16 protein-coding genes are annotated in these 23,445 nt (G+C 45.7%); 11 read left to right on the plus strand and 5 right to left on the minus strand.

What is annotated here, in order from left to right:
• Positions 1-275 precede the first annotated feature (275 nt).
• The 4 genes from BMX95_RS12430 (at position 276) to BMX95_RS12445 (ending at position 7,271) form a co-directional block, all read left to right on the plus strand.
• Positions 276-3,608, plus strand: coding sequence for a SusC/RagA family TonB-linked outer membrane protein (locus tag BMX95_RS12430; protein WP_165759132.1), 3,333 nt, complete (start codon positions 276-278; stop codon positions 3,606-3,608).
• Between the two features lie 128 nt (positions 3,609-3,736).
• Positions 3,737-5,347, plus strand: coding sequence for a SusD/RagB family nutrient-binding outer membrane lipoprotein (locus BMX95_RS12435; protein ID WP_081204888.1), 1,611 nt, complete (start codon positions 3,737-3,739; stop codon positions 5,345-5,347).
• A gap of 528 nt (positions 5,348-5,875) precedes the next feature.
• Positions 5,876-6,451 carry an RNA polymerase sigma factor gene (locus BMX95_RS12440; protein ID WP_133054102.1) on the plus strand — a complete coding sequence of 192 codons (576 nt, stop codon included), beginning with the start codon at positions 5,876-5,878 and terminating at the stop codon, positions 6,449-6,451.
• Between the two features lie 166 nt (positions 6,452-6,617).
• Positions 6,618-7,271 (plus strand): HD domain-containing protein, encoded by a 654-nt coding sequence (locus tag BMX95_RS12445; RefSeq protein WP_081204886.1) that lies wholly within the window; start codon positions 6,618-6,620, stop codon positions 7,269-7,271.
• Here BMX95_RS12445 and BMX95_RS12450 read toward each other — a convergent pair whose 3' ends face one another.
• Together BMX95_RS12450 and BMX95_RS12455 are read right to left on the minus strand one after the other, a co-directional pair.
• Entirely contained in the window at positions 7,272-7,457 is a 186-nt protein-coding gene (locus BMX95_RS12450) for a hypothetical protein (protein WP_081204885.1), read from the minus strand.
• Positions 7,458-7,566: 109 nt separating this feature from the next.
• Positions 7,567-8,925 (minus strand): rhamnogalacturonidase, encoded by a 1,359-nt coding sequence (locus tag BMX95_RS12455; RefSeq protein ID WP_081204884.1) that lies wholly within the window; start codon positions 8,923-8,925, stop codon positions 7,567-7,569.
• Positions 8,926-9,117: 192 nt separating this feature from the next.
• On the opposite strand from BMX95_RS12455, the gene BMX95_RS12460 reads away from it, so the two are divergent.
• The 6 genes from BMX95_RS12460 (at position 9,118) to BMX95_RS12485 (ending at position 18,427) form a co-directional block, all read left to right on the plus strand.
• A complete protein-coding gene (locus tag BMX95_RS12460) occupies positions 9,118-9,717 on the plus strand; it encodes an RNA polymerase sigma-70 factor (protein ID WP_081204883.1) in 600 nt (199 codons plus the stop codon).
• A gap of 109 nt (positions 9,718-9,826) precedes the next feature.
• The gene (locus BMX95_RS12465; RefSeq protein WP_081204882.1) at positions 9,827-10,846 is read left to right on the plus strand and encodes a FecR family protein; all 1,020 of its coding nucleotides are present in this window, start codon (positions 9,827-9,829) and stop codon (positions 10,844-10,846) included.
• Between the two features lie 30 nt (positions 10,847-10,876).
• The gene (locus BMX95_RS12470; protein ID WP_081204881.1) at positions 10,877-14,296 is read left to right on the plus strand and encodes a SusC/RagA family TonB-linked outer membrane protein; all 3,420 of its coding nucleotides are present in this window, start codon (positions 10,877-10,879) and stop codon (positions 14,294-14,296) included.
• A gap of 25 nt (positions 14,297-14,321) precedes the next feature.
• Positions 14,322-15,968, plus strand: a complete 1,647-nt coding sequence (locus BMX95_RS12475; protein ID WP_081204880.1) for a RagB/SusD family nutrient uptake outer membrane protein — start codon at positions 14,322-14,324, stop codon at positions 15,966-15,968.
• A 3-nt stretch (positions 15,969-15,971) separates the two neighbouring features.
• Positions 15,972-17,453 carry an arylsulfatase gene (locus BMX95_RS12480; protein ID WP_081204879.1) on the plus strand — a complete coding sequence of 494 codons (1,482 nt, stop codon included), beginning with the start codon at positions 15,972-15,974 and terminating at the stop codon, positions 17,451-17,453.
• Positions 17,454-17,479: 26 nt separating this feature from the next.
• Complete coding sequence (locus BMX95_RS12485) at positions 17,480-18,427, plus strand: glycerophosphodiester phosphodiesterase family protein (RefSeq protein WP_081204878.1); 948 nt, start codon at positions 17,480-17,482, stop codon at positions 18,425-18,427.
• A gap of 70 nt (positions 18,428-18,497) precedes the next feature.
• Here BMX95_RS12485 and BMX95_RS12490 read toward each other — a convergent pair whose 3' ends face one another.
• From BMX95_RS12490 to surE, 3 genes are all read right to left on the minus strand, one after another.
• The gene (locus tag BMX95_RS12490) at positions 18,498-19,529 is read right to left on the minus strand and encodes an aldo/keto reductase (RefSeq protein WP_081204877.1); all 1,032 of its coding nucleotides are present in this window, start codon (positions 19,527-19,529) and stop codon (positions 18,498-18,500) included.
• 90 nt (positions 19,530-19,619) lie between these two features.
• Complete coding sequence (locus tag BMX95_RS12495) at positions 19,620-21,269, minus strand: tetratricopeptide repeat protein (protein WP_165759131.1); 1,650 nt, start codon at positions 21,267-21,269, stop codon at positions 19,620-19,622.
• 319 nt (positions 21,270-21,588) lie between these two features.
• A complete protein-coding gene (gene surE / locus BMX95_RS12500; RefSeq protein ID WP_081204875.1) occupies positions 21,589-22,329 on the minus strand; it encodes a 5'/3'-nucleotidase SurE in 741 nt (246 codons plus the stop codon).
• A gap of 87 nt (positions 22,330-22,416) precedes the next feature.
• Here surE and BMX95_RS12505 point away from each other — a divergent pair, with 87 nt between their 5' ends.
• Positions 22,417-23,313: a diacylglycerol/lipid kinase family protein gene (locus tag BMX95_RS12505; protein WP_081204874.1), complete on the plus strand. Its 897-nt coding sequence runs from the start codon at positions 22,417-22,419 to the stop codon at positions 23,311-23,313.
• The last annotated feature ends 132 nt before the right edge of the window (positions 23,314-23,445 follow it).

Consider the following 23,445-nt stretch of genomic DNA (forward strand, 5'->3'; position numbering starts at 1 on the left):
ATATATACTGCAGTCATTGCACTTCCGGAAGCTTATTGCCAATTGTAGTTGCGAGCAGAGAACATTTGACAAGCTTTGTAAAAAAAATTGCCGCTTCGTGGCCAGACGAAACGGCGGTGTTCAGTAATAATAAACAAGACTGTTGAGGAATTATTTATTCAATCACCAAACCAAACAAAGTTATGCAAATAACTGCTATAATCCGTTTACGTAGATATACGAACGGGTTAATCTCCTGGTATGCCAGCCAGGAAATGCACAAACTGCTTAAGGTCATGAAGTTAACAACGTTGCTGTTATTCATTACATGCTTGCACGCAGTTGCCCATACCAGTGGGCAGACTGTAACCTTGTCGCTAAAGAACGTACCGGTACAAAAGGTGTTCAAGGCGGTATCGAGGCAAACAGGCGTGTCAATCGTGTACTGTGAAAACTTGTTTGAAGGGTTAGATCCCGTATCCATAAACGTAAAGAACGCCTCTATAAAAGACGTGCTGCAACAGTGCCTCACCGGTGCTCCTTTCGACTATAATGTACAGGGGAATACGGTGGTGATCCGGAAACGTTCTGCCATAGAAATAAAAGGCGATCTCAATACCCCACCGCCCCTACCCGTGCCCATCAAAGGAAAGATTGTGAACGATAAAGGCGAACCCATCTCCGGCGCCAACGTTCAGGTAAAAGGAACAAAAAAAGGTACCAGCACCAACGCTGAAGGAGAATTCACCATCGATGCCGACAAAGGCGATGTGCTCATCATTACAAACATTGGCTATGCTACCCGGCAAATAACCCTGACCGATATAAAATCATTGAACATTACGCTTGCCGTAAACTCACAACAACTGGGAGAACTGGTTGTAACCGCCCTGGGTATTCAACGCCGCCAAAAAAGTTTGACCTACAGCACTACAAAAGTCAATAACGCCGAACTGACAACGGTAAAGAACATGAACCCCATCAACAGCCTGAATGGTAAAGTGGCGGGGTTACAGATCAACCCCAGCTCATCGGGTGCAGGTGGTTCTGTTCGGGTGATCCTGCGCGGACAAAAATCAACGCGTGAAAACCAGCCGTTATATGTAATTGACGGGGTACCGCTTACTAACTTCTCCACAGCACAACCCATTAACCTGTGGGGTGAAAGTGGTGGCGTGAACACACCAGGCCGCGATGCGGGCGATGTACTCAGTTCCCTGAACCCGGAAGATATTGAAAGCCTTACCGTGTTAAAAGGCGCCTCAGCGGCTGCCCTGTACGGTAGCCAGGCGGCTAACGGGGTGATCATGATCACCACAAAAAAAGGCCGCGCCGGTATGGCCAAAGTCGACTTCTCTACCGCCCTCACGGTGGAACGCCCTATGTACACACCCGACCTGCAATACAGTTTCAACCAAACCAATAAAGACAATATTTACAGTTGGGGCCCTGCCGGTTCAAACCCCGATCATGTGAAGGACTTCTTTAAAACCGGTAAAACCTTTATCAATACCATTGCTTTCACCGCAGGTAATGAAAAAGCACAAACCTATTTCTCTTACTCCAATACCAACAACACCGGTATTCTGCCTACTAACGAATTCAAACAACATACATTCAACTTTCGTCAAACATCCAAATTCTTTAACGATAAGCTGAACGTAGACGCGAATATCATTTTCAGCACACAGAAAACAAACAACCGGCCTGCATCAGGTTTGTATTACAACCCGCTTACCGGTTTGTACCTGTTCCCCCGGGGGCTGAACTTCGACCAGTATAAGAACAATTATGAAAAATTCTCACCCGTCCGCATCATGAACCTGCAAAGCTGGTGGAATATAGATCCCGATAATAACGTGGGTGGTGCCGATAACCAGCAAAACCCATACTGGGTGTTGAACCGGGATGTAAACCTGGGTAAAAAAGACAACCTGTTTGCCTCGTTAACGCTGAAGTATCCCATTACCAAATGGTTGAACGTACAGGCCCGTGGCAGCCTGAACCGCAATTACGACAATTACGAATTGCGCGCCAATGCCTCTACACAGATCGTGCTGGCCGACTACAATGGCCGTTATACCTACGATCAACTGACCCGCACGTTGTTATATGGTGATGTAATTCTTTCGGGCAATGTTCCGGTTACCGACAAGATCGGATTCAACTTCAATGCCGGTACCAGCATCAACGATCAGAAACAAGACCGTACCTACATCGATTCAAAAGGCAGTGACCTGGCTTATGCCAATATATTCACCTTAGGCAACCTAAACCTGAACCCGGCCCTGATGGTACAACCAACCGGTTTGCGCCGCCAGGTTCAATCGATCTTTGCCACCGGTACATTCGATTATGACCAAAAGGTATATCTGGATCTAACCGCGCGTAACGACTGGTCATCAACACTGGCTTACACGCCTAAAGCAAAAAGCGGTTACCCGTATTTCTCGGCCGGTATCAACACCATCATCAGTGAGCTGGTGCAAATGCCGCAATTCATCAACTATAGTAAAGTGCGCTTCTCATTTGCAAAAGTGGGTAACGACGTAGAGCCGTTCTCTACCAACCCTACCAATACCATCAGATCGGGCAGTGTGCAAACAGTTCAGGAAAGTCCTTATATGGGTACTTACCTGAAACCGGAAGATGCCCGTTCTTTTGAAATAGGTACCGAGTGGAAATTCCTGAACAACCGGTTAAGCTTCGACTTTACCTGGTACCAGACCAATACCCGTAACCAGTATTTCGATTTCAGTGCACCAAGAGGCAGCGGCTTCGCCCGTTTCTTTGTAAATGCCGGTAACATCGAGAACAAGGGTATCGAGGCGGTAATAGGTTATGATGTGATGAGCAAAGGAAATGTAAAGTGGAACACCAGTGTAAACTTTACCCGCAACCGCAACAAAATAATACAGTTGTTACCTGAGCTGGGCGGCACGTATGAGCTTACGCTGGCCGGGGTAAACAGCTATTCGCTCCGTATTCGCGAAGGCGGTTCTTATGGCGACATTTACGGCATGAAATTTCAACGGGCAGCCGATGGCTCCATTGTAGTGGATGATAAAGGAAAACCACAATCGAGCGGCTTTGGTTTTGTGGGTAACCCCAACCCCAATTTCCTCGCCGGCTGGAACAACACCCTTGAGTATAAGAACTTTGTTATATCGGCGCTTATTGATGGCCGCTTTGGAGGTAAAGTGATGAGCATTACCCAGGCGGTACTGGATGAGTACGGCGTATCGAAAGTAACAGCGGATGCCCGTAACAACGGCGGCGTTCACATTCCAGCTACCATGCTGAATGGTTCCAAATGGAGTGGCGCTATACCTGCAGAAGCTTTCTATACTACGGTAGGTGGTCGTGCAGGAATATCTGAATATTATATGTACGATGCCACCAACATCAGATTGCGTGAACTATCAGTGGGTTACAAACTGCCCTCAAAGTCAAGTATTATAAAGGATATGCGCCTTTCACTGGTAGCACGCAATCTTTTCTTTATTAAAAAAGAAGCGCCTTACGATCCTGAGTTAAGCATGAGTACTGGTAACGGGTTACAGGGCATCGATGTGTTCTCCATGCCTTCTACCCGCAGCATGGGATTGAGTTTCCGATGCTCATTCTAGTAAGGCTTTGTCATTGCTGAGTAAAGAAACAGTTACAAGTTACAGGTTACAGGGAAAATCTGTTTCAAGAGCAAAAACCCTGAAACCTGCAACCTGGAACCTGAAACAACAAACTTAAAAGCACAAAAATGAACAACTTAAATAAATATATTCTTTCTATAGCAGCTGCAGCATCCCTTGCGGTAAGCGGTTGCACCAAAAACTTCGAGGACTTTAACAAGAATCCTTATGGTGCCAGCAACGATGACCTGTTGCCCGATTACGGACTGGTAGTAGGTCAGTTGAAAGAAGCGCAACGCTCCATCTATGTGTATCAGCCAGCCTGGGTTACCCAGCTACAGCAAAACCTGATGGGCGATGTATTCGGCGGTTACATGATGACACCTACCCCATTCAGCGGCAACAGCAACAACACCAACTACGACCTGGTCGATGGCTGGAACCTGTATGCCCTGAACCCGGCATACAGCAGTCCGGAAGCCAGCGTAATGGCCCCGTTGTGGAATGTACAACAGATCACCAAAACAGCTGCGCCCGACCTGTATGCCATGTCCAAGATATTGCAGGTAGAAGCTATGCACCGGGTGAGTGACATTTTCGGCCCCATCATGTACTCGAAGTACAAAATCCGGTCTGAAGATGGGGGTTACGATTACGACTCTCAACAGGAAGCTTATAATAATTTCTTTAAAGACCTGAACGAAGCCATTACCATATTGACCCCGCTTCGCGCGAAGAAGTCTACGCCTACTTTCACCAATGCCGACATGGTATATGGTGGCAGTTATGAAAAATGGCTACAGTTTGGCAATTCATTGCGTTTGCGCCTCGCCTTACGTATTGTGAAAGCGGATGCCGCCAAAGCAAAAACAGAAGGCGAAGCGGCGCTGGCTATTGCCGATGGTTTATTAAGCAAAGCCGATGACAATTTCAGTGTGAACATCGGCGCAACCATTCACCCGTTGAACACCATCAGCGGTGCCTGGGAGGATATTCGCATGGGCGCTCCCATGGAATCGATCCTTAAAGGATATAACGATCCCCGTCTGCCCAAATACTTTTTACCGGCTGAAGATTCGATGGTGCTTAAAGAGTTCAAAGGTATTCGCAATGGTATCGACATCGACGCCAAAACCCGTTACCAGAAATATTCAGGTCTTGTAACCCTTCCCAGTAAATTACAATTGATGACCGCCGCCGAAGCCTGGTTCCTGAAAGCGGAGGCCGCCGCCCGCGGATGGAATGGCGCCGGTAGTGCCAAAGACAATTATGAATCTGGCATCAGCACTTCATTTGATCAATACAATTTGAATGCAAATGCCACCTCCTATATCAACGACGCGGTGAGCACCCCGGCACCTTATATTGATCCCAAGTCAGTTACTCCCGGTCAAAACGATGTGAAGGCCGGCGATCCCTGGCTGAGCACGATTACCATTAAATGGGATGATGGTGATTCTTTTGAGAAGAAACTGGAAAGGATCATTACGCAGAAATGGATCTGTATATTCCCTGATGGACAGGAAGCCTGGAGCGAGTTCCGCAGAACAGGTTATCCTAAACTGTTCCCGGTGGTGATCAACAACAGCGGTGGTAAGATCTCTACTACAGTGTTTGTCCGTCGTATCAACATACCACCCGATGAATATTTAACCAATCCCAAAGGTGTGGAAAGGGCCCTCAAAACACTGAAGGGACCTGATAATGGCGGAACGAGATTGTGGTGGGATGTGCAGTAGGGTTGATAGAGTAGACAGGGTTAACAAGTTGACAGGTTAATATTTCAGCTGGCCTTGTTTGTTGAAGCCTGGCGGGTGTTCAGCAGACGGGTTAAAGAAAAATAGTAGTAAAATTTTGAGCGATAGCAACACTCCGGCGGTTGAGAACATTGCAACCTATCGATCGCCAGGAGTAAAACGGACGAAAAGACCTTAAGGGGAGTTCTTTTTTGTCCATCTGCAGATTTCTATTGAACCTCCCGTATACAACAACGGGAAGAAGCTTCTGTGAAAGCCGGGTGCAAAAGAATAAAAGGGTTTGAAGAAGGTCTCTCTTATTCGATGCTGATGTCTATCCCCGGCTTCCCTGAAGCAAAGAGTTAAGGAGTAAAAGAGTTTGAAGAAGGTCTCTTTTACTCCTTTCTCTTTTTAAATGACCTACATATCCGCAACACTTATACAAAATAGTTAATATAAATATCTTTTTGGCAGTTTTCTGTTCTGAACACTACCACGTAGGTTAATTTTGTCTTAACTTTCGGGTAATACGTGCAACATTATCCTACGCATACTGACAATGAGTTACTGAGAATGCTCTCTCAAAACGATGAGTTTGCCTTTGCCGAAATATACAATCGGTATTGGAAGCATTTGTATTTTTCAGCCCACAATATACTACAGGTAAAAGCCACCGCACAGGATGCCGTACAGGAAGTATTCATTGCCTTATGGAAACGCAGGAACGACATTCAGATAGAAGCATTACAACCGTATTTGCACCAGGCTGTACGCTTCCAGGTTTTTAAAGCCATCAGGGCCGAAAAAACCGACCAGGATTTCTTTAACCGACTGGCCCTCATCACCCGGGATATCTTGTTTGAAGATCCCGTACTGTTCAAGGAACTGGAAACCTTATACCAGCAATTGATAAACGCCTTATCACCCGATGAACAGGAGATTTTCCGCCTGCACCGCGACAGCGGCCTCACCTATAAACAGATCGCCGAACAAAAGAACATTTCCGTTAAAACAGTAGAGAAGAAAATGAGCCGGTCGCTGCGGGAGTTGCGTTTTGGACTGGATGATGCCATGATGGTAATCACTACGATTTATTTGTTGAAGTAGGGAGAAGGGCAGAAGGCAGAGGGCAGAGGGCAGAGAGAAAAGGCAGTAGGCAGTGGTGAAAGGCAATGGGCAATGGCTGTGACGCGGCAACTTAAAACCTACGAACTTAAAACTTTCAACTTAAAACTTTAAACTGGCTTTCCTGATCTTCCGTACATTCGCAGGTATGAACAATCAGGAGATAATAGATCAAACGATAGCACATGTAAAGAACCAATTGGCTAATGCTGAAGGCGGGCATGACTGGTGGCATATTCACCGCGTATGGAAAACAGCCCGGCATATAGCCGCTGCTGAAAAAGCCGATGAACTGGTAGTAGCGCTGGGTGCCCTGCTGCACGATATAGCCGATTCAAAATTCCATAATGGGGATGAAACCATTGGACCGCGTTTGGCCAGGGAATGGTTGCAGTCGCTGCAGGTAGTGGAGCCTGTTATACAGCACGTAGAAAATATCATTACCCATATTTCTTTCAAAGGGGGCAATCACCAGCAACCTTTTAAATCAAAGGAACTCGATATTGTTCAGGATGCCGACCGGCTCGATGCCATTGGCGCCATTGGTATTGCCCGGGCATTTAATTATGGCGGATTTAAAAACCGGCTGCTGCACGATCCTGCGGTGTCTCCCAACCTAAACATGAGCAAGGAGGAATACAAGCACAACAATGCGCCTACCATCGCTCACTTTTATGAAAAGCTATTGCTATTGAAGGATAGAATGAATACTTCAACCGGAAAGCAAATGGCTTTGCAGCGACATGCCTTTATGGAAAGTTATCTGAAACAGTTTTACGGTGAATGGGAAGGGGAACTATAATTAGTTATGCATACTGGTGTCTCTTTGCATAGAGCCACTGGTATCTTTTTGTGTTGACATGCTGGTATCAGTTGTAGTGCTTTTAGTGGCCGTACTGTCGGCAGTTGGTTCTGTAGCCTTTTGTGGTGGATTACAGGCACCAGAAACTGCTAATACGATTATTAATGCAAAAAGGATGTTTTTCATAAATTAAAAGTTAATACCCTTATTGCATCAATTCCTTTGCCAGCCTGTGGTACAAGAATTGTAGAACCGATTCGACAATTGCCCGGTAATTGAAGGTGGCCCACCAACCTTAGTATAATTTTTCCCCGTTTACTGTAACATTTTTCAGCTTGAAGTTGGGTATTATCGAGGTGTCTATCTTCAAATTATTTTTTGCTTTGATAGTGAGGTTCTCGAATGTGAAGTCAGATAATTTATAGTTGAACGCATTTGCATTCCCACGATTTTCGGCAACGCCTACATTAAAGAAGTTGTCACAATCCAGTTTGATATTGCGCATGGTAATGTTGCGGCTATAAGAATCCCTTGACGCTTTTTCGCCTTTCAGATCGAAGAACTGGGTCCATGGGCGTACAAACAGGAAATTACCGATGTCACTGCCTTCAATATCTTCTACCAGAACATATTCATAATCCTGTGGAGTATCTGGCCGCATTTTAAGCCAGAGCAACCGCTCGGCATTGTTTACTTTTAACCGGCGCAGGATGATATTGCGGTCATGGATAGACTCACTTCCCAGCGTCAATACGCCGTGACAGAATCCATAAATACAGTCCTCGATGATAATATTCTCGTTGCTTCCATTGTTTGGATCTTTGTCGGCAAGCGGACCTTTGCCGCCTTTCAGTGCTACGGCATCGTCGTTTACTGACAAATAACAATTTTTGATCAGGAAGTTTTTGCAGCCATCAATATCAACCGCATCGGTACTCGGTGCCCTTACCGGCGCTTTTGGCGAATAGATATGAAGGTTGAGCAATTTTACATTTTCACATTTATACCAGTGTGTAGTCCAGAAAGGTGAATTCACGCATGCCACTCCCGAAACCTGCACGTTCTTACTGTTCGATACATATAACAACCTCGGCCGCATTTCATCCATATTGGTGCAGTTGGGATTGAACTGGCGTCTTAACCAAAATGATTTCCAGTAACGCAATCCGTTTCCATCGATGGTCCCTTTTCCAGAAATAGTGAACCCATCCAGGCCATCCGCATTTACCAAAGCCGCAAAATATTTGAGTGTTTGTCCTTCCATGCGGGTCATAACCAATGGAAAATCGCTGATATCATCGCTGCCTTTCAATTTGGCGCCTTCTTCCAGGTAAAGATGTGTGCCTTGTTTAAAAAACAGGGCCCCGCTCATAAAAGTTCCTTTTGGAATAACTACTACCCCACCGCCGGCTGCTGCAGCTTTGTCAATCACAGCCTGTATTCTCTGTGTCTGAATGATAGTACTGTCGTTTTTTACGCTATAGTCAGTAATGCGGTATGACTTGCCCAGTTTATGGATGTCGGTAGGACTATTTTGTCTGAACCAATCCGGTATGGGTGTGCCGTCGGGGAATGTTTCCTGCGCAAATGCATGTACGTGTAGAAGGATGGCAACCAGGAGTACCAGGGCAAGCTTGATTTTATGCATACTCATAAATATTCTCGTTAGATGCGGCCCTTTTCAAGGACCGGTAGTAAGATAAGCGATCCCCGCAAGATTATTTGAATAATTCGTTTTACTCATCCTGTTCTATCCTGATAAGACATAACAATTTGGTAAATACACTATAAATATACCACATCGTTAATTAAATAAACTTTGTTCCCGAAATCGCCAGGGGAAACCATGATAGATATCCAGGAAGTAAAAGCATTACAACAACAGCTTTCCCTTACGGAGGACGAAACAGCCTACGTGAGGTTATTCCGCATTTATTATACCGCCCTGTTCCAGTTTTCCCTGTCGTTTGTAAAAAACAAGCCTGCTGCAGAAGAAATAGTTTCCGATGTTTTCATGCAACTATGGCAGATCCGTAAAAAACTCGATACCATCAGCAACCTCACTGTATATCTGTATACCTGCATCCGCAATCACTCCCTCAATTATCTCAGAAAAAACAAACGCGAATCCACCAGCTCACTCGATGATGCAAGTCTTTCTATTCCCAGTACTACAGCCGATCCTGAGCAATTGTACATTACCACCGAGCTGGCCAAAAAGATCGATGCTATCATTGAGCAGTTACCAGAGAAATGCCGCATTATTTTTAAACTGGTACGTGAAGACGGTTTAAAATACCGGGAAGTAGCAGAAGTATTGGACATTTCCGTAAAAACGGTAGAAACCCAGATGGGAATTGCCATGAAAAAGATCAACCTCGCCATTCAGCCCCTCACCGATCCTGAACTACTCTCGGCCACACGCCTTCGCTGCCATCAAAATTAAATCGCCATGTTAAGCTAATATTAACTGTTATTTTTCTTTCAGGGTAACAATTGTAATAATGTGTCTTACTACCAAACTATGATAAACCATTAAATCTTAGTGTTAGCTGATGGAAGAAAAACGATTATGGGAACTAATAGCAAAAAAAGCAGCTGGTGAAGCAAGCGGGCAGGAGTTAGAGGAATTGAATCAGCTGCTTGAAAAATTCCCCGAGGCCATGTATTCGATTGAAACGATTGGTCATTACTGGAACGCACAAAAAGACCAGCAGGCTATTGCCGAAAGAGAGGAGGCGCTGGCAAAACATATCAGTCGCTTTCAGCAGGAAAAAAGTATGGTTGAATCCGCCATTAATAACAGACGGGCGATCGTACGTACACTTATGATTGGAACGGCAGCTGCAGCTGCGCTTACTATTATAGGTGTAGGCGCCTGGTATTTTAAATTGAACGACCGTATAACAAAAGGAACAGTCAAAACACTGGCAGCATCGAATGGCACCAAAAATCATGTAACCCTGCCAGATGGGTCCAAAGTGTGGCTGAATGCAGGTTCTACGCTCACCTATGAAGAAGGGTTCGGTAAAAAAAAGACCCGTGAAGTAAAGCTATCAGGTGAAGGCTTTTTTGAAGTGCGGCACGATGAGCAACACCCGTTTGTTATACATACTCCTCAGGTGGATATCCGGGACATTGGCACCAGCTTTAACGTAAAGGCCTATCCAACCGACAAAACCACTGAAGCTACTTTAATAGAAGGCGCTATAGAGGTAACATTGATAAACGGCGACCAATCGATCGTACTATCGAAGCCAAATGAAAAAGTGATCGTAAACAATAAGGCTGCTACAACCATAACCAAATCCGCGCTGCCGCCAACCGATAGCCTCATAGCCGAAACAGCCTGGATGAATGACATGCTGGTATTTCGTAATGAAACATTCGGGGACCTGGCCGAAAAAATGGAAAGATGGTATGATGTAACCATAACATTCCAGAACGAATCAATTAAACAACATAAGTTCACCGGCATATTTTCAAATGAAACGATAGAACAGGCACTGAACGAATTAAAACAGATTTACTCCTTCAAATACAAAGACAGCAACAACACTATCGTAATTTATTAATAAGCGCACCTAAAAAATTAAACATAAGGTATGAAAAATTTGAGACCAGGAATTGGTATCAGGGCATTGTTTTGCCTAAAACTAAGCCTTGCGCTGATATTGATCTTTTGCCTTCAGGCCGCAGCCAAAGGATATTCGCAAACCGATCCCCGCATAACCTTTACGGTTAAAGATGCAAAGATCAGCGAAGCGCTGCTTACCATAGAAAGAAAAAGCAGCTTCCGGATCATTTACAGCGAATTTGACCTGCCTGCCACCAGCCATATAACGCTCAGTGTAAAGAATGAGTTGTTATCGGAAGTATTGAAAAAAATGCTCTCTGTATACAAACTCAAATTCAGGATTCTGGAAAACAAAGCAGTAATCATCTCCCAGGAGCAGGCCAATAACCGGGTCGACCAGATCAGCCAGGTAACCGAACAATTGCCTGCTGTAATAACGGTCAATGGAAAAGTGACCGACAGCAAAGGGCAGCCCCTGGCCAATGTATCTGTTAAAGTAAAAGACTCTCAACTAGGCACCCTTACTGATGACCAGGGCAATTTCAACCTGCGCTTCCCCGATGAGCTGCCACATGCACTGATCATCAGTTCTGTGGGCTTTGCCTCACAGGAAATAAAAGTAAAAGACGGACAAACCCTTTCCATAGTATTGGAAACTGCTGCCGGTGATCTGAATGAAGTGGTCATTGTGGGATATGGCAAGCAAAAAAGAAATGCCGTTACATCTTCCATTTCATCCGTAAAAGGCGAAGCAATTACCAAAGCGCCTGTGGCGAATATCAGTAATACCTTAGGAGGGCGCGTATCAGGCGTACTATCGCGTCAGTCAAGCGGAGCGCCCGGTGAAGATAATGACCAGATCAACATCCGGGGTATTGGTACAACCGGTAATGCCAGCCCCCTGGTAATTGTGAATGGCATACCCATGGATTACAATCAGCTTAACCCTAATGAGATCGAGACCATAACCGTATTGAAAGATGCAGCAGCAGTGGCCCCTTATGGTTTGGCAGGCGCCAATGGCGTAATACTGGTAACCACCAAAAGAGGTAAGGAAGGAAAATTCTCCCTGAACTACGATGGCTATTATGGCTATCAAAAAACCGCCAATATGCCGACGTTCCTCGATGCGTATGGTTATGCCAGTATGTTAAATGAAGCCAATCTGAATTCGGGAAATCCGGCGGCCTATACACCAGAGCAATTACAGAAGTATAAAGATGGAAGCGATCCCGATCATTTTCCCAATACAGATTGGGTAAAAAGGATCATCAGCCCGTCTTCGCCCATCACCCGGCATTCACTCTCGCTCACCGGCGGTGCAGAAAAAGTGCGCTTTTACGCCAATCTGGGTTATTTGTTCCAGGAAGGTGTGGTGAGCCCGATCTATTTCAAGCGTTACAATGCTACTGTAAATATTGATGCCAATGTAACCAATACCACCATTGCTTCTTTTGATTTGAACGGTTCGTTATCAAATCGCAATAACCCCAGCGGCGCCAGTGGTTCTTCCATCTATAGTAACATTACCGAGTATCCTCCTATTCTTCCGTTACAGTTTTCCAATGGTTTACCAGCACATGAATTGCTGCCGCAGATCTATGAAAGTGGTTACAACCGCGAGAATTTAAAGAACCTGAATGCCAAACTAACAATAGAACAAAAGATACCCTTTGTAAAGGGCCTGTCGTTAAAAGGTGCTTTTGCCTGGTTTGGCGGCGATACCACTGATAAAATATGGACAAAGCCCGTAACCTTTTATGGCCTCGATGCAACAAACCAGTATATTCCTAAAACTGCCGGCCCAGCTACCGGTTCTACCTTATATCAGGGGCTTACACAACTGCAACGCACGGTATTGCAGGGCTACATTACTTACGACCGCACCTTCGGCAAACATGCCGTGAACGCCCTGGCTGTTTATGAAAAACAGGATGCAACGCTGGCCAACTTCTCTGCCAAACGAGGTGCGTATTCGGTAAACCTCGATGAACTGTCTTCGGGCAGCAGTAATAAAAACGATTACGACAACAACGGTTTCTCCGGGCGTAGTGCGCAGGTTGGGTATGTATACCAGGTGAACTACGGGTATAACAATAAATACCTGGTGGGCTTTTCGGGCCGATACAATGGTCATTACTATTTTGCTCCCGGCAAGCGCTTTGCCTTCTTCCCTGCCGCATCTGTTGGCTGGGTGCTTTCTGAAGAAAATTTCATCAGAGATCAATTCAACTGGATCAATAACCTGAAAGTAAGGGCCTCTTACGGTAAAGCGGGTAACCTGGCCGGTAACCCCTTCCAGTACCTCACGTCTTATGGACTCAGAAACAGCTATGTATTTGGAAGCACAACTCCAACACAGGTACAGGGTGTATATGAAAATGCACAGGCCAACCCCAACATTACCTGGGAAACTGCAAAGAAAGCGAACATCGGTCTGGACGCCCTACTCTGGAAAGGAAAACTGGGCTTTACGATAGATGTGTTTTCCGAAAGAAGGACCGACATGCTGATCAAACCCAATGCTGTCGTTCCCGTTGAATATGGCATTGACATCTCACAACAAAATGCCGGTATCATGGAGAATAAGGGCATCGAGTTGAGTGTGAATACCGCACATAGTTTCAGTAACGGTATTAAGCTCGATGCAGCGTTCAACTTCTCTTATGCCCGAAACAAACTGATACAAACATTCGAAAGTGCCAGCACCTATAATAATCCAAACACCCGTACAACCGGCAGGCCTTATAAGGCGCAGTTCGGATTACAAGGCCTTGGCCTGTTTCAGCAAAGCGACTTTGAAGCAGACGGCAAAACTTTGAAAACCGGTATTCCCAAGCCAACGTTTGGACCAGTATATCCAGGTGATATCAGGTATGCTGACCTGGCTGGTGCACCCGACGCCGATGGTAAACCAACCGGCCCTGATGGCAAGATCGACATCAACGATTACACCATGATCGGACAACCCCTGTTCCCGCAGATCATTTATGGATTAAACCTGAACGTTTCCTGGAAAGGTTTCGACTTAAGCACGCTGTGGCAGGGTGCCGGTAAAGCTTCATTGTACCTGAATAATGAACTGGCTTTCCCTTTCTATAACGGAGCAAAAGTGTTTACGGAACAAACCGACTATTGGACACCTGAGAATACCGGAGCCAAATATCCCCGTCTTACATCAAACCCAAGCACCAACAGCACACAGGCCTCTTCTTTCTGGATCAGAAGTGGAAATTACCTGCGGTTGAAAACAGCAGAATTGGGTTATTCCCTGCCAGCTTCTGTAATGAGGATGCTTAAAATAAGATCTGTACGGGTATTTGTTTCAGGACAGAACCTATTCACTTTTAGCAAATTCAACTACCTCGATCCTGAATTAGGAAGTGATCGTGGCCGTTATTACTTCCAGCAAAAAGTGTATTCTTTTGGTATGAATGTAGGATTTTAATTCGTGTACGTTTAATAATACAATCATGAAACATTTCGTCATAGTATCGTCGTTCCTCTTTTTGATGACAGCATGCAGTGAAAAAGACCTGGATATCACTCCGACAGACAAACTGAGTGATGCTACCGTGTGGACAGATTCTGCATCTGCCAGTTTCTTCCTCAATGATGTATACAACTCCCTTAATGCAGGTCCTTATCCCACCGTTTTTACCAACCTGCCCAGCGAGATCAGCAACGACCCGCTCGACAACTTCACCGATAATACCACCTATGGTCCCAGTTCAGGGCTTGCCTCTGCTTCTTTATTCGACAACAGCAGTTACGGCCCTTTGAATACCTGTTTCGATGCGCAGTGGAAGAACATGTATGCGAATATCAGGAAGTGCAACCTTTTTATTGAAAAGGTAACAGCGGCCCCGTTTGCCGACAATACCAAAAAAACAATGCTGGCCGAATGTCGTTTTTTGAGAGCTTACTATTATCGGCAGCTGATGGACCTGTACGGCGGTGTTCCCCTTATAACCGGGGTGTTGTCGAATGATGGTTCACAGGATATTTTTTATGCCCGCAATACCTATGCTGAATGCGTTGACTTTATTCAAAAAGAGTGCGACGAGATCTATGCTGATCTGCCCCTTACCGTTACCGGTAAAAACATTGGTCGTGCCACCAAAGGAGCAGCCCTGGCTTTAAAAGGTGAGGAAGAGTTATATGCCGGCAAGTATGAGGCTGCTGCAGCCACCCACAAAAAGATCATCGACGAAATGGGCAATGGCAAAGTGTACGACCTGTTTCCCGATTATGCCGGCCTGTTTTATGCCAACAACGAGAATAACAAAGAAGTGATCTTCGATATTCAGTTTGCACCGGTTATAAAGATCAAAACCATCAACCAATACTGGGGCGTGGTAGAGCTGGCCAAAGGGGGCGGCTGGGGCTCCTGCGACCCTACACAAAACCTGGTAGATGAATATGAATTTACCGATGGTAAAACGGCGGCCGAAGCCTCTGCCGATTATGATCCAACGCATCCATACCTGAACCGGGAGAAACGTTTCTATGCTTCTATCATTTATGATGGTTGTACCTGGAGAGGAAAAACAATCTATACACGTACCGACGTTCCCAATAATGCCAATGAAATAAACCTCACCAATAAACCGGGTAATGCCGGCCGTACCGGTTATTTCACCAAAAAATTACAGGATTCTACCATTGGTTCTTCTCCCAGCACACTCGATGGAACCAATGTGATCGTATTGCGGTATGCCGAAGTATTACTGAACTATGCCGAGGCGCAGAATGAATCAGTAGGACCCGATGCCAGTGTATACGATGCCATTAACAAAGTACGTAAACGTGCCGGTCAGCCTGCATTGCCTGCAGGGCTCAATGTAGATCAGATGCGTCAACGTATCCGCCACGAACGCCGGATCGAGTTTGCCTTTGAAGGAAAAAGGTTTTACGACATCATGCGCTGGAGAATAGCCGAACAAATATTCAGTCAGCCCATTTATGGGATGAAGGTCAGCGTATCGGGTAACCAGCTCACCTATGATAAAGTAAAGGTGCGCACCATTAAATTCGACCCAACGAAAAATTATTTACAACCGATCCCACAGGCAGCGATAAGCCAGAATACAAAGCTTAGACAGAACGATAACTATTAGCTCATGCAAATGAAAAATAAACTGATCACCCTGTTTGTACTGGCCGCATTGCCCGGCCTGGTGCAGGCGCAGCAAAAGCCCAACATCATATTCATTATGGCCGATGACCTTGGCTATGCGAGTATCGGCGCTTTTGGCCAGCAAAAGATACATACGCCCCACCTCGATAAAATGGCAAAGGAAGGAATGATCCTGACCGACTTCCATGCCAATTCCATCTGTGCACCAACCAGAGCCTCGCTTATTACCGGGCAGCATTCCGGTCATAACATCGTAAGGGATAATTATGAACTGGGTGGGTTCGAAGATTCTGCAGAGTATGGCCAGTTGCCTTTACCAGCCAACACCCCAACCATTGGCACCATGCTACAATCCGCGGGTTACACGACTGCGGTGTTTGGCAAGTGGGGCCTGGGAGGCCCTGGATCATCGGGCATGCCTACGAAACAGGGCTTCGACTTTTTCTATGGCTACCTCGACCAAAAGCAGGCGCATAATTATTATCCCACCCATTTGTGGCGCAATGAAGTATCGGAAAAACTGCCCAATGAATATTTCAGTTCACATCAGCAATTGGGTAACAAGGACCCGAACGATCCGGCCTCATACGACGCCTATAAAGGAAAAGTATACAGCTGTGATACGCTGACAGGCGAGGCTTTGAAATTCATGCGTACCAACCGCAACAAACCTTTCTTTATGTACATGGCTTATATACTTCCGCATATGGCCATGCAGGTGCCCGACGAATATGTGAAGCCTTACCTTGGGAAATTCGAGGAAACGCCGTACAAGGGTGGCTATCTTCCCAACAGAACGCCTAACGCCAGCTACGCAGCCATGATCAGTTTGCTGGATGAGTACGTGGGCAGGATCATCGATCAACTTAAAGCATTGGGGCTGGATAAAAACACCCTGGTGATCTTTACCGGCGACAATGGAGCAGCCGTTGGCGGTGGTTTAAATGCCGACTACTTCAATTGTACCGGTAATTTAAGAGGCAGAAAAGGTTCGTTGTACGAAGGCGGTATCCGGGAGCCATTCGTTGCCTGGTGGCCGGGCAAAATACAGGCGGGCAGTAAGTCTGAACACATCTCCGCCATATGGGACCTGATGCCTACGTTTGGGGAAGTGGCCAGCGCCAAACCACCCAAAACAGCAGATGGCATTTCATTTTTACCAACCCTGTTAAGCAGAAAGGACCAGCACGAACATCCTTATTTGTATTGGGAAATACATGCACCCATGAAAGGAATGCAGGCCGTACGTTTTGGCGACTGGAAGGCCGTGCGTAAAGGAACACATGTCAATGCCAATGCCCCCATAGAATTATACAACCTGAAAGACGATGTTGCTGAGAAAACAGATGTGGCTGCACAACATCCGCAGGAAGTGGCGCTGGCACGCAAATACCTGGCTTCGCGTGAGCTGGCCATTTTACAGGAGTGGAACTTTTATCAGTTCAAAAATAAAGGCGACGACTAACTAATAATAACATTAACAATAACAGCATGCAACTAAAAGATCATTTCAAACCAGTAATAGCTATGCTGGTGCTGGCTGCAGCCGGTATTACAGCTTTTCATACAGCACCCAAAGCGCACTTCATCAATGTCAAAGAACCGAAAGACATCAAAGCGTTCTTTCATTACTCCGCTGACAGAATACCGTTTGTAAGCTCGCATCGCGGCGGCCCGGCAAAAGGCTTTCCTGAAAACTGTATTGCCACTTTTGAAAACACCATTCAAAAAACCTGGTCCATACTCGAGTGCGACCCCCGGTATACAAAGGACAGTGCCGTTGTATTGTTGCACGACCCCACCCTGGACAGAACATCGACCGGTACAGGTAAGTTGAACGAACACACCCTGCAGGAAGTAAAACAACTGAAGTTAAAAGACAGACAGGGAAATGTTACCCCCTACTCCATTCCGACACTGGATGAGGTACTGGAATGGGCGAAGAACAAAACCATCATGGTGCTTGATCAAAAAGATATACCAGTAGAGATATGCGTAAAGAAAATACAGGAACACAAAGCCTGGGCCAATGCCATTATGATCGTATATAAACTGGAAGATGTAAAACGCTGCTACGAACTGGACAATAGAATTGTAATGGAAGTAATGGTACCTGACAAGGATGCTGCCGCCAAACTGGAAGCGACAGGTGTTCCCTGGGAAAACATAGTGGCATTTGTAACGCATATGCAGCCAAAAGACAAAGACATCTACAATTATGTACACAGCAAAGGCGCCCTTTGCATTATTGGAAGTTCCAGAACGATCGACAAGGATTTTACCAGTGGGAACATTTCTGAAGCCGACCTGCCCGGTAAATACCGTTCCCTCGTAAGCGATGGCGCAGATATTATTGAAGCCGACCTGGGCATTGAGGCAGGCGCAGCCCTGCAATCACTGATGCCTGCCAAAAGCAGTAAGCGTATATTCTTTAAATAATGACAGAAGGAATAAGAATGGCGGCTGCCGATGTAAAAAATATTTACATCGGCAGCCGCCATAAACGTTACTAATAAAACTTCGGTAAAGGGTTCAACTGTGTATTTTGACGTTGATGCCAATAAGGATAAATCGGGTATTGTTCACTCGCCTCATCCAGTTTTTTAATTTGATCAACAGTCAGGTTCCAGCCAACTGCCAGCAGGTTGTCCTTAAGTTGTTCTTCATTTCTGGCGCCAATGATAATATTAGAAACCGTTGGCCTTTGCAGTACCCAGTTAAGTGCAACCTGAGCCACTGATTTATTTGTTTCTTCAGCTACCTGGTCTAAGGCATCCACAATTTTATACAGGCGTTCCAGGTCTGTTTCCGGTCCATGGTGCCCGCCCTTGCTTCCGCGGTTATCGGGTTGCGTTGTATTGCTTCTTCTGAATTTGCCGCTTAATTTACCTGAGGCCAGCGGGCTCCACACAATGGTACCAATGTTTTGGTCTACCCCTAACGGCATCAGTTCCCATTCAAACTCACGATCCAGTAAGGAGTAATAAGCCTGATGCGCGATGTATTTACTCCAGCCATATCTTTCTGAAACGGACAGGGACTTCATCAAATGCCAACCGGAGAAATTGGAACAGGCAATGTAACGGATCTTTCCGCTGTTGATAAGCGTATCCAGTGTTTTCAACGTTTCTTCTACAGGGGTGTTGCCATCCATACCGTGCAGGTGATAAATATCAATATAATCGGTATTTAACCGGCGCAGGCTGTCTTCTACAGATCGCAGTAAATGAAAACGGGACGATCCATAATCGTTGGCGCCGTCGCCCATTACGAAGGTAGCCTTGGTAGAGATCAGCACTTCCTTGCGAATTCCCTGCAGTGCCTTACCGAGGATCTCTTCTGCCAGTCCGGCTGAATAAACATCTGCTGTATCAAAGAAATTTACCCCGGCATCCATACACAGGTTTACTAACTTCTTTGCTTCATCCAGCTGGGTTGTTCCCCAGGCCTTAAAAAAATCGCCCTTTCCTCCAAAGGTGGCTGTTCCGAAACTAAATACCGGTACATTTAATCCCGATGCACCTAATTTTCTATATTCCATAATAATGCAGTTTAATTCAGTTCTGAAATAATTCCGGATCAGTAACAACAATTACGTCAAAATGTTGGTGGCCATTCGAGCTGTGGCAGATTACAACCCCTGTACAAACCCCGTTAAACTCTCCTCCTGCCCCAGGTTCAATTTCTTTTTAAGGCGGTAACGGCTTACACGTAAGCTATCCTGCGAAATGCCTAACAGGGTGGCCATGTCTTTACTGGCCATATTCAATTTAATAAGCGAGAGCATGCGCAGGTCATTGCTGGTAAGCTCTTCACTGTGTCTTTTCAGGTTGTCGAAAAACGGCTGGTGCAGTTGTTCAAAGGTTTCGCGGAATTCGTTCCAGTACTGGTCGTGATTAAAACTCTGGTTGATGTGCTGGATCAGTTGCTGCAGTTGTTTCTTCTGGTCGCGTTTGTCGTCTTTTACCAGCAACTCCAGTTTATTACGCAGGTCATCGAGCGACTGATTCTTTTGAATGATGTGCAGGGTATAGGAGGTCAATCCCTTTTTCTTTACTTCCAGTTCTTCCATCAGCCTGTCTTCCTGCAGCTGTCGATTGGCCAGTTCAACCTGCATCAGGTCATTCTGGGTTTCATAAATATGCCGGTTGCGTTCGCTTACCATTTGTTCGTTCCTGATCTTTAACCGCTGGCGGCTGAAGGTTACCCAACCCAATATCACCAGCAACACCACTACAATCACCACGGCTGTGGTAACGATCAGGGTAATGTTGCGGGCATTTTCCAGCTGAACGATCTCAACGTTCTTTTTATCTATGTCGAACAACACGCTTAAGAAAGCGGTCTGCCGGTTATTTTCTATTGAATACAGATCGATGGTAGCCCTGCGGGAAAGATCGATATAAAAATAAGCACTGTCTTGTTGCCCCAGCAAATTCCAGGCTTTACCCAGGTCGCGGTAAGCCGCCTGTTTCTGATACAGGTCATTGGTGCCGTTGGCACGGGCCAGGGCTTCATTACTTTTATTGATCGCATCGTGGTAGCGGCCTGTTTTGCGATAGATATCACCCAGGTTATTGATAACTTCGATACCAGCTACCTGGTCGTTCGCCTGATCATATAGCTTCAGGGAGTGATCGAAATAATACCAGGCGGAATCATATTTTTCCAGGTCTTCATAAATGCTGCCGATGTTTTCATAGATCTTGGCCACTACCGATGGTTGTGCCACATCCCTGCATTGCTGTAAAGCCAGGCGTTGAAAATAAAACGCGCTGTCCACCTGCTTTTTCTTTTCGTACAGGTGACCGATCTTTCCATAGGTATCGGCCAGCCCTTCCTGGTCCCTTAATTTATAATAAATAGATAAGGCTTCATCGTATTGTTTGCGGGCAACCGGCAGCTGCCGGTTCTGGTAATAAACCAGTCCCATATCGTTCAGGTTACGGGCCAGCTGTTCATCATTATTTGTTTCGCGGAAGATCTTATCGGCCTGCACGTGAAAATCGAGCGCTTTCGGATAATTTCCCAGGGAATAACATACCTGTCCCATCTGTTGCAGACAAATGCCCATGGTTTGCCGGTCTTTACCGGCAATGGCCTTGCTGTACATTTCTTTCAATAATAAAAAGGCGGAGTCAGGAAATTGTTTGCTCAACCGCTGGGTATGTAATAATTCAGTGCGGTCATTTTCCTGCGCCTGTACAGGAGGAAATTGCAATAACAATATTGCAAACACAGTCATCACCCAACCAAAATAATTAACCCGGAAGCATTTCATGCGCATTAGTTCTGGTATGCAAACTTAGAACAGGGAACGCATACCCGCTTCACTTAACAATTCGGTAATGTTTCGGTAATAAATTGGTAATGACGTTTTTTGTTCTTTAAGATCATTTGACTATCAACTATTTGCTGCTGTCCTGTTAACGTTGTTGCGGTGTTGTTAACGGTGCTGTTAACGCTGTTACAGTAGGTGAAGGGCAGAAGGCAGAGGGCAAAGAGAAAACCGCTTAACGCAGCATTGTGTTAAGCGGTTTTCTCTTTAAAGATATTCCCGTAATGTATTTTTTCTCTGCCCTCTGCCCTCTGCCAATTCTTCACACCGGCAAAATTTCCTTAACCTTCCTCAGCATCTGTTCATCGGTCAAATCCAACCTAAGCGGCGTAATAGAAACGTAATCGTTTTCAACGGCCCAGCGGTCGGTCCCTTCTTCAGCCGGTTCCAGGGGCGTAACGGTAAACCAGTAGTGTTTACGGCCCATGGGGTCTACACCGGGAACAATCTTTCCATCGTATAACCGAACAGACTGCCGCGTCCATTTGAGGTCTTTGGGCTGTGGCGGAAAATTTACATTATATAGACCCAGGTCTTTATTTTCAAACAGTAAGGCGAGCGTTCTTTCTACAAATGGCGCCAGGGCTTCGAAGTCGGGCTCTGTTTTACCTACCGGCGTACTTAAGGCAATGCCCCTTATTCCTAACAGAACGGCCTGTTTGGCTGCAGCCAGTGTACCCGAATGCCACATGGAATTACCGAGGTTTGGTCCCATATTAATGCCCGATAACACCACATCGGTTTTAGCATATAAATGACTGCCCAGGGCCACACAATCGGCCGGCGTACCATTTACCCGCCAGGCCTCGATGCCATCCCCTTCAAAAACAATAGGTGATTTTTTTAACGACAATGGCCGGGAGTGGGTAACCGCATGCCCCATGGAACTTTGCTCCACATCGGGTGCTATTACCGTTACTTTTCCAAAACGGGACGCTATACGGGCCAGCGCCGCAATACCCGGACTATAAATTCCGTCATCATTGGTTATCAGTATAGTCATAATAAATATTGAACATTGGATATCCAATAGTCAATATTATAATTGTGCCAACCGCGTGGTACAATTTTGTAAATAGATCTATTTACAATGAAAACCATTAACCTCATACACAATCCCGGCGCCGGCGATGAGGCGCATTCGAAAGAAGTACTGGTAAAGCTGATAGAAGCTGCAGGTTACGTGTGTAGATATAGTTCTACAGATAACGGGAACTGGCGAAACATACCCAATGAAACCGATTTCATTGTTATTGCCGGGGGAGACGGCACCGTGAAAGAAGTGGCAGCAGTACTGCTGAGGAAAACGCATCCGGTGAAACGGCTGCCGGTAGCCATTCTGCCTTGCGGAACTGCCAATAACATTGCAGAATCGTTAAATATAAAAGGAGAGCTTATCGACATCATCCGTTCGTGGGGCATGCCTCAAACAACCGCCATCGACGTGGGTGAAATTTTCGATATAGAACAACAACCCGATTTCTTTATCGAAAGTTTTGGGTATGGGCTGTTCCCCTATCTGATGATGGAAATGAAAAAGCAGGGCAAAAACGATATACCGGATAAAGAACAGAAAATGAAAGCTGCCCTGCAACTGATGCATGACATCACCCATACCTACAAACCGCATTATTGTGAACTGATCATCGATGGAGAAGACCATTCAGGCGAATACCTGATGGCAGAGGTGATGAATACCCGCTTTATAGGACCCAATCTTTTTTTATCACCGTATGGGCACCCCGGTGATGGTACATTTGAAGTAGTATTGATACCGGGAAAAGATCAGGCAAAATTCGCTGCATACATCGACAGCAAACTTAACGATGCTGAAGTTGTATTTAAATTCATCACCATTAAAGCGGAAGACGTACATATAAAATGGAAAGGCCGCCATATGCATGTAGATGACGAACAGCTTACCTTAAAGGAAAACACGCCGGTGCATGTACGAATTAAAAAGAACGCATTAGTATTCTTAATATAACTGGCAACAATCATAAAAATTCGTGACCGTCATCATTAAAAGTTATACGAACCTGTTATACATTCGCATTACGGGTTTTTCATAGGATATTTAAAAAAATCAGAGACTAAAGCCCCGATTTCTATCGGGGCT

This window comes from Niastella yeongjuensis (assembly GCF_900110245.1).
GTDB classification, from domain to species: Bacteria; Bacteroidota; Bacteroidia; order Chitinophagales; family Chitinophagaceae; genus Niastella; species Niastella yeongjuensis.

Excerpts from the sequence above, each read along its gene's own strand:
- BMX95_RS12430 (WP_165759132.1), top strand. The coding sequence starts at position 276 with ATGAAGTTAACAACGTTGCTGTTATTCATTACATGCTTGCACGCAGTT.
- BMX95_RS12435 (WP_081204888.1), top strand. The coding sequence starts at position 3,737 with ATGAACAACTTAAATAAATATATTCTTTCTATAGCAGCTGCAGCATCC.
- BMX95_RS12445 (WP_081204886.1), top strand. The coding sequence starts at position 6,618 with ATGAACAATCAGGAGATAATAGATCAAACGATAGCACATGTAAAGAAC.
- BMX95_RS12450 (WP_081204885.1), bottom strand. The coding sequence starts at position 7,457 with ATGAAAAACATCCTTTTTGCATTAATAATCGTATTAGCAGTTTCTGGT.
- BMX95_RS12455 (WP_081204884.1), bottom strand. The coding sequence starts at position 8,925 with ATGAGTATGCATAAAATCAAGCTTGCCCTGGTACTCCTGGTTGCCATC.
- BMX95_RS12460 (WP_081204883.1), top strand. The coding sequence starts at position 9,118 with ATGATAGATATCCAGGAAGTAAAAGCATTACAACAACAGCTTTCCCTT.
- BMX95_RS12465 (WP_081204882.1), top strand. The coding sequence starts at position 9,827 with ATGGAAGAAAAACGATTATGGGAACTAATAGCAAAAAAAGCAGCTGGT.
- BMX95_RS12470 (WP_081204881.1), top strand. The coding sequence starts at position 10,877 with ATGAAAAATTTGAGACCAGGAATTGGTATCAGGGCATTGTTTTGCCTA.
- BMX95_RS12475 (WP_081204880.1), top strand. The coding sequence starts at position 14,322 with ATGAAACATTTCGTCATAGTATCGTCGTTCCTCTTTTTGATGACAGCA.
- BMX95_RS12480 (WP_081204879.1), top strand. The coding sequence starts at position 15,972 with ATGCAAATGAAAAATAAACTGATCACCCTGTTTGTACTGGCCGCATTG.
- BMX95_RS12485 (WP_081204878.1), top strand. The coding sequence starts at position 17,480 with ATGCAACTAAAAGATCATTTCAAACCAGTAATAGCTATGCTGGTGCTG.
- BMX95_RS12490 (WP_081204877.1), bottom strand. The coding sequence starts at position 19,529 with ATGGAATATAGAAAATTAGGTGCATCGGGATTAAATGTACCGGTATTT.
- BMX95_RS12495 (WP_165759131.1), bottom strand. The coding sequence starts at position 21,269 with ATGAAATGCTTCCGGGTTAATTATTTTGGTTGGGTGATGACTGTGTTT.
- surE (WP_081204875.1), bottom strand. The coding sequence starts at position 22,329 with ATGACTATACTGATAACCAATGATGACGGAATTTATAGTCCGGGTATT.
- BMX95_RS12505 (WP_081204874.1), top strand. The coding sequence starts at position 22,417 with ATGAAAACCATTAACCTCATACACAATCCCGGCGCCGGCGATGAGGCG.